9 protein-coding genes are annotated in these 12785 nt (G+C 71.0%); 5 read left to right on the top strand and 4 right to left on the bottom strand.

All coding sequences use genetic code 11. The features are described 5' to 3' along the window. Window positions 1-142 precede the first annotated feature (142 nt). A complete protein-coding gene (locus ACFZB9_RS35620; RefSeq protein WP_391454153.1) occupies window positions 143-910 on the bottom strand; it encodes a thioesterase II family protein in 768 nt (255 codons plus the stop codon). Between the two features lie 199 nt (window positions 911-1109). Continuing rightward, the gene (locus ACFZB9_RS35615; RefSeq protein ID WP_391454151.1) at window positions 1110-2123 is read right to left on the bottom strand and encodes a LuxR family transcriptional regulator; all 1014 of its coding nucleotides are present in this window, start codon (window positions 2121-2123) and stop codon (window positions 1110-1112) included. 213 nt (window positions 2124-2336) lie between these two features. Between ACFZB9_RS35615 and ACFZB9_RS35610 the strand changes: the two genes are divergently transcribed. The 4 genes from ACFZB9_RS35610 (at window position 2337) to ACFZB9_RS35595 (ending at window position 5642) form a co-directional block, all read left to right on the top strand. Continuing rightward, window positions 2337-2519, top strand: a complete 183-nt coding sequence (locus ACFZB9_RS35610; RefSeq protein ID WP_391454149.1) for a hypothetical protein — start codon at window positions 2337-2339, stop codon at window positions 2517-2519. 154 nt (window positions 2520-2673) lie between these two features. Then, window positions 2674-3183 carry a hypothetical protein gene (locus ACFZB9_RS35605; RefSeq protein WP_391454148.1) on the top strand — a complete coding sequence of 170 codons (510 nt, stop codon included), beginning with the start codon at window positions 2674-2676 and terminating at the stop codon, window positions 3181-3183. Window positions 3184-3282: 99 nt separating this feature from the next. Further along, window positions 3283-4206, top strand: a complete 924-nt coding sequence (locus tag ACFZB9_RS35600; protein WP_391454146.1) for a hypothetical protein — start codon at window positions 3283-3285, stop codon at window positions 4204-4206. Between the two features lie 191 nt (window positions 4207-4397). After that, window positions 4398-5642 carry a serine hydrolase domain-containing protein gene (locus ACFZB9_RS35595; RefSeq protein ID WP_391454144.1) on the top strand — a complete coding sequence of 415 codons (1245 nt, stop codon included), beginning with the start codon at window positions 4398-4400 and terminating at the stop codon, window positions 5640-5642. Here the strand turns inward: ACFZB9_RS35595 and ACFZB9_RS35590 are convergent. Continuing rightward, entirely contained in the window at window positions 5630-8275 is a 2646-nt protein-coding gene (locus ACFZB9_RS35590; RefSeq protein ID WP_391454142.1) for an ATP-binding protein, read from the bottom strand. The two genes, ACFZB9_RS35595 and ACFZB9_RS35590, sit on opposite strands and share 13 nt — an antisense overlap. Window positions 8276-8393: 118 nt before the next feature. Beyond that, on the bottom strand, window positions 8394-11171 hold the full coding sequence (locus ACFZB9_RS35585; RefSeq protein WP_391454140.1) for an AAA family ATPase: 2778 nt from the start codon (window positions 11169-11171) through the stop codon (window positions 8394-8396). 762 nt (window positions 11172-11933) lie between these two features. Between ACFZB9_RS35585 and ACFZB9_RS35580 the strand changes: the two genes are divergently transcribed. Next, on the top strand, window positions 11934-12785 hold an 852-nt coding region (locus ACFZB9_RS35580), incomplete at its 3' end, for a beta-ketoacyl synthase N-terminal-like domain-containing protein (protein WP_391454138.1).

Below are 12785 nucleotides of genomic sequence, written 5' to 3'. Positions count from 1 at the left end.
CACCGTCCCCCTCCCACCCCCCCCCCCCCCCCCCGGCCCCCCCCCCCCCCCCCGGCCCCCCCCCCCCCCCGCCCCCGCCCCCCCCCCCCCCCCCCCCCCCCCCCCCCCCCACGGCCCTGCTACGGCCCTTCCGGGGTTCCGGTCAGGCTTCGGCGGCCACCGCATCGAGGTGGGCGGCGAGCACCTTCATGACCTCGCCCGGCCGGCTGCTCAGGTAGAAATGCCCACCCTGGAAGACCTGGAGGTCGAACGCCGCCGAGGTGTGCTGCTGCCAGGCGCGCGCCTCGTCCATCGAGGTCTTGGGGTCGTTGTCACCGGTCAGGGCGGTGATCGGGCAGCGGAGCACGGAGTCGGGCTCGCTGCGGTAGGTCTCCACCGCCTTGTAGTCGCTGCGCAGCGCGGGCAGCACCATGCGCAGGATCTCCTCGTCGGCGAGGACCTGCGGGTCGGTGCCGCTCATCGACCGCATCTCGGCCAGGATGCCCTCGTCGTCGCGCTTGTGCACGTCCTCGTCCTCCCGGTAGCGGGAGGGGGCCCGGCGGCCCGAGGCGAACAGGTGCACCGGGCCCTCGCCGTCGCGCTCCAGGCGCCGGGCGACCTCGAAGGCGAGGAGCGCCCCCATGCTGTGGCCGAAGAAGGTCAGCGGCCGGTCGGCCAGTGGGCGCAGCACCGGGTGGAGGGCGTCGGCCAGTTGGCGGATGTCATCGATGCACGGCTCGGCGCGCCGGTCCTGGCGGCCGGGGTACTGCAGGGCGATGACGTCGGCGCCGGGGCTCAGCTGGGCCGACACCGGGAAGAAGAAGCTCGCCGAGCCGCCCGCGTGCGGAAAGCAGACCAGCCGGCTGGGTGCCAGCGGAGCCGGGTGGAAGCGCCGGCACCACAGGCCGGCCTCCCCGTCAGGTGCGGTCATGGTGGTTCGTCCCCGTTCTCGATGGCACTCCGCGATCGCGGGCGTGCGAGGTCTGCCAGGTCTGTCGATCCGTCAGGACCGCGTGGGCGCCGCCCGGTCGCAAGCCCGTTCTCCCTGGTGGAGCCAGCATAGAGAGCGTTCTCGGCTCCCGTCTCGCGCCCGCCGCACACCGGTCGGCGGTCGGGGTCGGGCCCGCTGCTCAGGCCCCGTCGTCCTTCGGGTCCAGCACTCCGGTGCGGCTGGCGATCACCCCGGCCTGGAAGCGGCTGTGGGCGCCGAGCTGGTCCAGCAGGCCGGCGATGTGACCGCGGCAGGCGCGCACCGACAGGCCCATCCGTTTGGCGATGACCTCGTCCTTGAGACCGTTGCCCATCAGCGTCAGGATCGCGGCCTTCATCTCGGTGACGGCGACCCGGGCGGCCGTGGGACCGGTCTGGTACGGCGCGCCCTGGTTCCAGGCCTGCTCGAACGCCGAGCAGAGGTAGTCGATGATCGAGGGCTCCCGCACGACGATCGCCCCGAACCGGTGGTCGCGGTGCGGCAGGAAGGCGGTCTGCCGATCGATGATGATCATCTGCCCGGGGATCTCGGCGACGGTCCGGATCTGCGAGCCCGCGGCGAGCACGGTCTCGGCGTAGGCCTGGGTCGCGGTGTGGAAGCGCGCCGTGTGCTGGTACAGGCTGCGCAGGGTGATCCCCCGGTTCAACAGCGCCAGGTCCCGGGGCAGCGCGTCGGCCAGCGCCGCGGGCGGTCGGCCACCGCCCGGCTGGCAGGCCATGATCTCCTTCTCGCAGGCCGCGGTCAGGTTCGTGAGGAGCGCCCGGACGGCGAACTTGTCGTCCAGGACGTCCACCCCGGCGGCGGCTCCCTGGTGCCGCGGGTCGGCATAGACGGGCTTCAACGCGGCGAGTCGGGACCGTAGTTGGGCCGTGCGGCCGCGCTCGGCCATCAGGTCGATCTCGGCCTGGCGGTGCTCGCTCTCGCGCGGGCACACCAGCGCCGCGATGGCCACCTCCGGGCTCGCGGCCACCAGGCCGTCCGTGTCAGGGGTCAGCAGATGCCGGTCGACCAGTTCGGTCACGGCCTGTCGGCATTCGTCCTCCCCGCAGCCCAACTCCCGTGCGAGACACGGGATTTCCTCCATTGACACCCGGCGCTGCGCCACCGCCCACGCGTAGACGTCCGACAGCAAGGCGTCGTCGATCGACCCCACCGCGGTTCCCCCCGAAATCCGCTACGGCTTCGCCCAGTTCGGGCGCTTATGTCTGCCTTCCTGTTCTCCCCCTGTCACATGATGAACCATAGGGCAGATGGCGGCTACACCTTGCGCAACGGCAGTGTGGTGCCCGGCCGGGAGGCCCGGAGCCACCGGCTGCGGGACGACACATCAGCCATCGAGATCCATCGGATTCAGGGGGAACCTGCCATGCGCAAGCTCGCGCTGTTCGGCCTGGCGGCCGTCGCGATGCTCGGGGTGACGATCGGCACCGACGCCGTTGCCGTCAGCCCGTCCCACTCGCACACCACCTTGGCGGACACCGGCTGGGGCGACCCCTGCAACCGCTGGCTGCCCGGACACCCGCTCGGCTGCGGTGGTCCTCGCCCCTGACCCCCGGGTACTCACCCGGGTGCGGTGCGACGGCGGCCGCCTGCCGCCGTCGGGCGGGAGGCGGGACCTCGCACCCGGGTGCTCTTCGACGGTTCCAGGTCAACACGCCGGGCTCACCCGAGCACCGGACACACTCCCTCAGGAAGGACGCACAGTGAACAGCTCAACACGACGCACCAAGCGCCTGGGCAAGGCCGCCGTGATCGGCGCCGTGCTCACGGCCAGCCTGCTCGGGGTCGCCGGCACGGCCTCGGCCAACGGCAACGTCACCTGGCGGAACAAGGCCACCGGCAACTACCTCTGGGCTGAGCAAGGAGCCTACCCGGCCCCTGTCGGCAGCGGCAGCGGGTGCGGCACCTACACCTACGGGTGCCAGTGGTACGACGAACTCCAGTCGGACGGCACCTGGTTCGAGGCGAGCCAGCAGAACAACAACCAGTGCCTGGACAGCGACAACCACTGGGGCAACGGGGGCAACACGTACACGATGGACTGCAGCGGCAACAACAACCAGCGGTGGTACGAGATCCCCACCTCGAACGGCTGGGCACTGCAGGACAAGGCCACCGGCTTCTACCTCGACGGTGGCGGCGGGCCGGAGGGCATCGGCGCCTACACCAACGGCTCCTACGGGCTCGGCAACAACTACCAGCACTGGACCTGACATCCCCCCGCCGGGGCGGTACGCGGACTCCACCGGAGCCCCCGCCCCGCCCCGGCGGCGCACCGACTGCGCCTGCCCCCGCAGGAGAGGAGACCCACCATGCGCTTCACCCGTCGTCGAATCCTGGCCTGCGCAGCCGCCGCCGGAACGGTCCTGGTCGGGCTCGTCACCCACCTCGACTCCAGCGCCTCGGCCGCCGGGCGAACGGCACCCGACGCCGCGGTCGTCGTCCACGCCGACGGCAGCATGGTGCTGCCCCTGGACCACTACGACGAGTACGCCAACCCGGCCGACGAGGACCGGATCTACCAGGCCGTCACCCGCCTGGAGCAGCGCTGCATGACCGCCCACGGGGTGACGCTCCCCGACGGGTGGGGCGCACGCTACCTGCCCACGCCGCTGCCGCCGCTGTCCGTCGTCGGCGTCGCCGACGTCACGCAGGCGCAGACCTACGGCTACCGCCTCCCGCAGGCCGACAGCTCCGCACCGGCCCAAGCCACGCCGAGCGCCCAAGCCACGCCAAGTGCCCAAGCCACGCCAAGTGCCCGGACGGTGGCGGCCTTCGACGGGAACGACGGGTGCGCGATGAACGCCTACAAGACCCTCGACATCGCCGACGCGCAGAACGCCTTCGGCTACGTGCAGACCCTGCGGAGCCAGGCCGCCGCCGCGGCGGACAAGGACGCGCGGATGGTCCAGCTCGACAGCGCCTGGAGCAGCTGCATGCAGACCGCCGGCTACCACTACGCCGCCCCGCTCCAGGCCTCCAACGACCACTCCCTGCTCGGCCGCGGCCTGCCGACGCCCAAGGACGCCGCGCTGCCGCCGGTCTCCCCGGACGAGAAGAAGGCCGCCGTGGCGGACGCGACCTGCAAGCAGCACACCGACTACCTGAACACCTTCGGGCGGGTCCTGGCCGACAACCAGCAGCACACCATCACGGCGAGCGGCCCCGGGCTCCAGCACGCGTCGGCCCAGTGGCAGAAGGTCATGGCGGCCGTCTCCACCACACTGGCTCACTGAGTCCGGCCGGGCACGGCGCCTGACAGCGCGCTGTGCGCGGTCTGCCAGCGGCGGGTCGGAGGCTGAGTGGCGTCCAGGTCACCCAGCAACCGGAGGAACGGGCCATGTCGCCGGATACTTCTTCAGATACCTCACGCACCTCTTCGTCGGATCACGCGGTGCGGTCGCGTCGCCTGCGGCCGGCGCCAGCCGTGCTGACGGCATCGATCCTGACCGTGGGACTGGCCGCCGGTCCGGCGTTCCCGGCCTCCCCCGCCGCGTCCCTGGGCGGCGCCGACGCGCAGCGAGCTCAACTGACGAAACTGGCAAAGCAGTTGGTGGATGCCGGGGCGCCGGGGGTGGTCGTGCGGGTGGACGACGGCCACGGTCGGCCGGTCGAGATCGCCGAGCAGGCTCCCTGGGCCGCGAAGGACGGCCGGCTCACGGTGGGCGACGAGTTCCGGATGGGCTCCAACACCAAGACCATGATGGCCACGATCGTCCTGCAACTGGTCGCCGAGGGCAGGCTCGCACTGACCGACCCGGTGGCGAAGTGGCTGCCGGGCCAGATCCCGAACGGCCAGGCGATCACGCTGCGGATGCTGCTGAACCACACCAGCGGCCTGTTCGACTACACCGAGGACCCGGCCCTCGTGCCGTCGATCCTCGGCAAGGACCCGCAGCGGTGGACCTCCGCGCAGCTGCTCGCCGTGGGCGTTCAGCACCCGCCGCTGTTCGCCCCGGGCACCCAGTGGTCCTACAGCAACACCGACTACGCCGCGGTCGGCGCCGTCCTGGAGCGGGTCACCGGCGCGAGCCTGGCCGACCTGGTCCAGGACCGGATCGCCCGGCCGCTGGGCCTGAAGCACACCTACCTCGCCACGGACGGCAGTTGGCACGGCCGGTACGCCCGCGGCTACGAACCGGACCGGGCCCATATGCCGGCGGCGGTGCCCACCGCTTTCCAGGACGTCGCCGGGGTGGACCGCGACGGCCAGGTGAACGTCTCTGGCAACGACCCGAGTTGGGGCGGCGCCGCCGGGGCGGTGGTGTCCACCGCGCAGGACTGGTCCCGCTTCTACACCGCCCTGATGTCCGGCAGGCTGCTGCCCCCGGCCCAACTGGCGGAGCTGCGCGACACCGTACCGATGGACCCCGGCAACCCGGTGAACGGGCCCGGCTCCGGGCTGGGCATCGAGACGGGCACCATGGCCTGCGGCACCATCTGGGCCCACGACGGGGGGATCACCGGCTACTCCAGCGTCAACCTCACCGACGGCAGCGGCAGTCGCACCGCCACCGTGCTGGTCCCGACGGAGTTCCTGTTCGAGTTCGGGGCCGACACCAAGCTCATCGCAGCCGACAAAGCCCTGCAGACCGCCGTGATCTGCGCCATGTTCGGCAAGCCGGCTCCGGCCGGCACCCCGGCTGCCCCGGCCGCCGGTCAGGCCGGCTGATCGGACCCAGGGCCGGCGGTGACGATCGCGGACAGCAGGTCCCTGGCCCCGGTCCGCGACATCGCCGCACCCGTGGCGTGCGCTGCCGCGAACCCGGCGGCTCCCAGCGCGGCCGTGGCACGGCGGGTGATCCTGCGCACGTCGGGGTCGCCGAGGTCGTCCGAGCCGCGCAGCAGGTCGGCGGCGCCGAGCAGTCGCGCCGCCCGGCTCGGCCGGTCGCGGCACAGCTCGATACCGGCGGCCACGACCGCGATCCACCCGGTGACCGCCGAGTTCCAGGTCAGCACCAGGTGCACCGCCGGATGGTCGAGCCGGCGCACCGCTTCGTCCGGGCGGCCGTCCGCCGCGTCCACCTGGGCGAGCACGCCCAGCAGCAGGGCGGTGAGGTGCGACGGTATCGGCCGGCCACCGGGAGCCTCGGCCAGGGCGACCCGCGCGTGGGCACGGGCCGCCTGCGGCTGACCGGCCCGCCACTCCAGCTGGGCCCGGCCCAGGCCCACCAGCGCCCACGGCTCGGCCGATCCGCTCCGCGCCACCTGGTCGAACAGGCCTGCCAGCTGCCGTCGCGCGCCGTCCACGTCCCCGGCCTGCGCGCGCATCAACGCGGCCTGCACCTCGTTCTCGACCGTGTACTCCTGCATACCCAGCTCCTGGAAGTACCGGGTGGCCCGCTCGTTCATCGCCAGTGCCTGGGCCAGTTCGCCGGACCGCCGCCGGATCGACCCGAGGGTGCTCAGTGCGGTCGCCAGGCCCCACCGCTCCCCGAGCTCCTCGAAGCCGGTCAGCGCGCGGGAGAGGTAGTCCGTCGCCTCGGCGATGTTCCCGGTGTGCAGGGTCAGCAGGCCCTGGACCAGCAGGCCGAACGACCGGCCCGAGGGATCCTTCCGTTCCCGATCCGGCGCGCCCATCGCGTCCGGCGCGCCCGGTGCATCCGATCCGGCGATCGCGGCGGCCAACTGGGCGAGTTCCAGCAACGGATGGACGCCGGGATCGATGCCCGCCATCGCCTCCTCGATCCGGCGGAAGGCCGCCGCCCGGTCCGGTGGCCGGCTGGTGGACTCGGTGCCGACCGCGTGTGTCGCGACCACCAGCGCGCGGGCCACCGGATCGGCCGGCCCGGGGACCTCCAGCACCCGGTCGAGCAGGTCCAGCGACTCCGGCGGGTAGTCCCTCATGGACCAGAACCAGCTGAGCGCGGCGGCGAGCCGGACCGCCGTCCCGGCGTCGCCGGTCTCGATCGCCCAGCCGATCGCGGCCAGCAGGTTGTCGCGCTCGGCCGACAGCCGGGCCAGCCAGCGCAGTTGGTCGTGGGTGCGCAGGTGCGGTTCCGCGGTCTCGGCCAGTTCGAGGAAGAACCCGGCGTGCCGACTGCGCGCGGTGCCGACCTCCTCGCGCCGGGCGAGCTGTTCCAGGCCGTACTCCCGGATGGTCTCCAGCATCTGGTAGCGCGGCTCGCCGGTACCGGCGGCGCCGAGCGGATGCAGCAGGGACTTGTCGACCAGCGCCGCCAGCAGCTCCCGGACGTCGCGGGCGTGAGCATCGCGGATGTGAAGGTCGCAGGCGTGAGCGTCGGCGCACCGGACGTCGAGCCCGCCGACTTCCTGTGCCGCGTCCTCGGTGAAACTGCCGGGCACCACCGAGAGCCGTTCCAGCAAGGCCCGTTCGTCGGCGTGCAGCAGGTCCCAGCTCCAGGCCACCGCGGCCCGCAGGGTCTGGTGCCGAGGCAGTGCGGTGCGGCTGCCCCGGGTCAGCAACCGGAACCGGTCGTCCAGCCGGGCCGCGACCACCTCGACCGGCAGGGTGCGCAACCGCGCCGCGGCCAGTTCGATCGCCAGCGGCAGGCCGTCCAGGCGGTGGCAGATCTCGATCGCCGCCGCCAGCGCCTCGCCCGCCGCCTCGAAGCCGGGACACACCGCCACGGCCCGGTCGTGGAACAGTCGGACCGCCGCGCAGGCCCGGGCCTGCGCAGGCGTCGAGCCCGATTCGGGCAACTCCAGCGGGAGCACCGGGTGCAGGATCTCGCCGTCGATCCGCAGCGCCTCCCGGCTGGTGGCCAGCACCCGCAGCCGGGGGCAGCGGCCGAGCAGGGTCTCGGCCAGTGCCGCGACCGCCTCGACCAGGTGCTCGCAGTTGTCCAGCACCAGCACCAGGTCGTCGTCCGCCAGCACCTCGGTCAGCCGGTGCAGGATCTCCACCGCGGCATCGGCCAGCGCGGGGCCACGCCACAGACTCAGCGCCTCCCGCAGGGCGTCGGCCGCCTCGACGGCTTGCCCCTCCGCCAGCAAGTGCCGCCCCGACCGGGCCAGTTGCTCGAACCCGACGGCGTCCACCGCGCCCGCCTCGACGGCCAGCCGATACCCGGCCGGCCCGAGCGTGAGCAGCTCGGGGTCGCCGAGCACACCCCGCAACCGGGACACCAGCGACTGCAGCGCGTTCCCCTGGTCAGCCGGCGGCGACTCCCCCCACAGCGCCTCGACCAGCACCTGCGGCCGAACGGCGCGCCCACCGTCCAGCACCAGCCGCGCCACCAACGCCCGCAGCCGCGCGCCACCGATCGATACCGGCCCCGCTCCGACGTCCAGGACCAGGGTCCGAGCAATCCGACACGCACCCACCGATTGTCGCAGCACCACCTGCTCCACCGTCAACGCCGTCCAGAACCAGGGGCGGCACCGTGCCGGCCCCCGAGGGGCCGAGCGGCACAGCGGCGGCCGGCCACCGGGTCTCCGGCGGCCGGCGGTGAACCTTCGGTCACTGCGCTGCCGCGAACTGCAGACCGCTCATCTGGATGCCGGTCGGCAGTTCCTGGCGCCCTGCGATGTCGAGCTTCCGGTAGATCCGGGTGAGGTGCTGCTCGACCGTACTGACGGTGATGCAGAGCTTCGACGAGATTTCGCGGTTGGTGTGTCCCCGCGCGGCCAGCCATGCGACGCGCCGCTCCGACTCGCTGAGGGCACTGTCGGAGGTCGCGGACTCGGCGCTCTCCTCGAAGCGGGATTCCTCCAGACCCGGCCTGGTGCCGTTGGCGGCTCCGGCCTCCTCGGACAGTGGCCTGGCTCCGCACTCCTGGGCCATGTGGTGGGCCTGACGCAGCAGCATGCTGGCGCGGCCTGACTCGCCGTTGGACTGATGGACCGAACCCAGCTCGAACAGCACCTTGGCCAACTCCAACTTGTCGCCCGACAGCTGGAGTTCGTCAAGCGCCTGAGTGAGAAGCGCCGGCCGGTCCTCGGCCACGGCCAGCGAGGCCCGCAGTCGCAAGGCGACACCGCGGCTGCGGCGCGCATCGTGCGGCGTCTTCACGAGGTGCTCCGCGATGAGGCTCTCGGCACGCTCCCGGTCACCGAGCGCGATCAGCGCCTCGGCGGCTTCCGCCCGCCAGGGCGTCACAGCCGGGTCGTCGACACCCCAGCGCTCCGCCAGCCGGCCCACGGCGAGGAACTCGCCCAGCGCGACGTCGAAGCGGTTGGTGGCAAGGAAGTACCGCCCCTGCGCCCTGCGATAGCCCAGCCAGTGGACACTCCTGAACAGGGCGTCGGTCACCGGCCGGTCGAGCTGACGGGCCGCCTCGTCGTACTTTCCCATGTTCGTGTACACCGTTGCGAGAATTCCGATGGGCGCACCGGAAAAGGAAGTTCCGTATTTCTGCGGTATGCTTTTCAGGGACCTGGCCGCGAATTCCTCCGCGCCCGCCAGGTCACCCCGGTGGAGCGAGATCTCCGCGCGGACACAGGAGAACACGGCCTCCCACCCCGGCGTATCCCTGGCGGCCGACTCCCTGAGGAACCGGTCGCACCACCGTCCGGCCATGTCGATCCTGCCGCGATGGAGCAGCGTCCGGAGTGAACTCACGATCGGATCGAGCGTCGAATCGGTCAGCGGCGAGCCGTCCAGCAGCTCCTCCAGCTGGACGATCTTGTCCGGCCGTCGACGCCCCGGCAGCCGACCGGCCGCCGATCCGAGCCTGGACAGCCGCCCGGGGGGCGACTTGGGATGAATCGGCACCGCCTTGGGCCGCCCCGCCGGCTGCGCGGCGGGCACCGACCGGACAGGGGCGATGTTCGCGGACAACCACGGCCTGATGAACTGGACTTCGGCCTCGGCGCGGATCTCCGCCGTCGTCAGCTGCTCCAGCCGGTCGAGCACCTCACACGCGTCATCGATCCAGCCGTGCGCGTAGAGCAGCCTGGCCAGCGGTGCGAGGTTCGACACCGACAGGAGGTCCCTGCCGAGCGCGCACATCAGCTCCCTGAGATGCAGCTCCGCACCGGAGAGGTTGACCCGGCGCATGACGTCGGCCAGCCTCAGCTTGATCTCGATCCGCTGCTGACCGTCGTCACTCATCGCATGCGCGAGTTCCAGGTAGGACGAGGCGCACTTGACGTTGCCGTCGGCGAGCGCCTGCTCCGCCGCATCCTGCAGAACGGCGATGCCCCACGGGTAACGGACCTGGTCGGCGACCCTCAGGTGCGCGGCTACGGCTGTGGTGGTCGCGCTCTCCGAGTAGAGGAGTGCCGCCGCCCGCAGATGCAGCTCCACCCGGACCGCGGATTCCAGGTTCTCCAGCACGGCGGTCCTGGCCATCGGGTGGCGGAACGAGTAACCGTCGACGATCCCGGCGGCGTTCAGGGCCCGCACGCCCTGGTCCACCGCCGTCGGGGTGATGCCGAGCAGCCGGGCGAGGATGCCGCTGCTGTCCGCGCCGCCCAGGACCGCCAGGCCCTGCGCCACCGCAAGGGCCGCGGCGCCGTCCCGGTAGAGGCAGGCAAGGATGGCCAGGCCGAACGCGCCACCTGCGGCGAGCTGGGGACTGTCGGGCTCCTGCCACTCCCGGCACGACAGTGCGTGGTAGTCCTCCATCAGCGCCCGTACCAGCAGCGGATTCCCGCCCGTCGCCGCGTGGAAGCCATCCACAAGCCGGCTGTCGACGGGGATGCTCGTGTCGCGCTCCAGAATGCTGCCGACTCCCCTGCGGGTGAGCCCTCGGAGCTGGATGCGCCGCAGGTTCGGCTGGCGCAGCAGTTCGGTACTGAACACCGGGTCACGCAGCGTGCAGGCCAGCGACTCGGTGAAGACCATCATCAACCGGGCGGCCCGGCACCGGCGCGGCGCATGCAGCAGGAAATCCAGGGACTCACGGTCGGCATATTGCAGGTCGTCGACCGCGATCACGACCGGCGCAACGGCGGAGAGTTTCTGCAACATGGCAGAGAACTCCTGCATGGCCTCGGCGCGGTCGGCTCCCTTCAAGAGTTCCTGAAATCGGTTCACAAACTCCGCGGGAACCCGCCCGCCGCCCAGCAACTGGCGCACCACACCGAGCTGGTTGGCACTCTCCATCGGTGCGGAGTTGGCCTGGAGAACAATCGCACCAATCCCTGACAATTTCTCGACGAATGCTTCCAGGATCTCACTCTTGCCACATCCGGATGCGGCTTCAACGACGACCACTCCGGACTTCTCGGCGAGACAGTCGCCGAAGGCCGATTCAAGCAGTTTCAGTTCCGCTTCCCGGTCAACCAGTACCAAAGCTCCCCCTCAACTTTAATACGAATCCATTTGATCAAAATTCCCAAAACTATAAGAATTTGACTCACCGGAAGGAATAAATCTCCGGGGATTCGAGTCGACAGGCCCACTATACCTAAAAACCCGTTGGTCAACAGTGCACCGGCCATCACAGTGGGCAATCATTTGGCGACCGAGCGTCACACCGACCTGATGCACCCTGACAGATCGACGTAGATGGGCCTCTTTGTCCAATCCTCGGCCGAATATCCGCTGCCGAGATGACGGTGTGACCGAGGTCACGTTGCGAAATTCGGCACTTCGGGCATTCATTTCGAACCCAGGCCGACGGGATCGCCCATAAGGGGGAGTGCCGTCGCCGCTACGGGACGGCCCGTCGCCGTCTAGGGGTACCGCCGAAGCGTTAGGGGTGGTAGTCCGGATCGGCCGGTCGCTACCATCCCACATATTCACGTGTTCCGTTCGCGTGCTTTTCGTTCGTCTGTGTTCCCGGGCACGTCCGTCCGGCAGGTACGACCGATGTTGGACAGCGCCTCCCGACGCGAGGCCGGCTCCTCCTCGGCGAGGAGGGGCAATGCCGCTGCACATCGGAGATCCGCCGACCGGCGCTGCCACGACCGCATTCCGACTGAACAAGCGCCGGATTCACGCGCCTATATTCACAGGAAAGAACCGCCGGACAGGACTCCTGTCCGGCTCGTACCTCTTTCCGGATTTTTTTAGATCCCACGTATCCTTTGCTCTCTCTCAGCGGGGTAAGAAATGACGAACGAATCTCAGCTCGTTGATTACCTGCGGCGGATGACGGCCGACCTCCGTCTGGCGCACCGCCGTATCAAGAAGCTGGAGGCAGGGGATACCGAGCCGATCGCGATCGTGGGCATGGCCTGCCGCTACCCGGGTGGCGTGACGTCACCGGACGAGCTGTGGCAACTGGTCGTGGAGGGCCGGGACGCGATCTCGGCGATGCCCGACAACCGTGGCTGGGACCTGGAGAAGCTCTACGAACCGGATCGCGCGGCGGACCGCCCCGGCACGAGCTACGCCTGCGAGGGCGGTTTCCTCTACGACGCGGGCGAGTTCGACGCCGAGTTCTTCGGGATCTCGCCGCGTGAGGCACTGGCGATGGACCCGCAGCAGCGGCTGCTCCTGGAGACCTCCTGGGAGGTGTTCGAGCGCGCCGGCATCAGCCCGCACTCCGTCCGGGGCAGCCGGACCGGTGTGTTCGCCGGGATCATGTACCACGACTACGCCGGAGACCCCGCCACGCTGCCGCCGGAGGTGGAGGGGTACCTCAGCACCGGTATGGCGGGCAGTGTGCTGTCCGGCCGGGTGGCCTACACCCTCGGCCTGGAAGGCCCCGCGGTGACCATCGACACCGCCTGCTCCTCGTCCCTGGTCGCCCTGCACCTGGCCGTCCAGGCCCTGCGCAGCCGCGAGTGCGACCTGGCCATGGCCGGCGGCGTCACCGTCATGTCCACGCCCACCACGTTCGTGGAGTCGTCACGCCAGAACGGTGTCGCCTCGGACGGGCGGTGCAAGTCCTTCTCCACCGACGCCGACGGCACCGGCTGGTCCGAAGGCGCCGGCGTCATCCTCGTCGAACGCCTCTCC

Source organism: Kitasatospora sp. NPDC008050 (genome assembly GCF_042957465.1).
Taxonomy (GTDB): Bacteria; Actinomycetota; Actinomycetes; order Streptomycetales; family Streptomycetaceae; genus Kitasatospora.
Note: the sequence above shows the minus strand (reverse complement) of the source record. Positions and strands in the feature narration are given on the sequence as shown.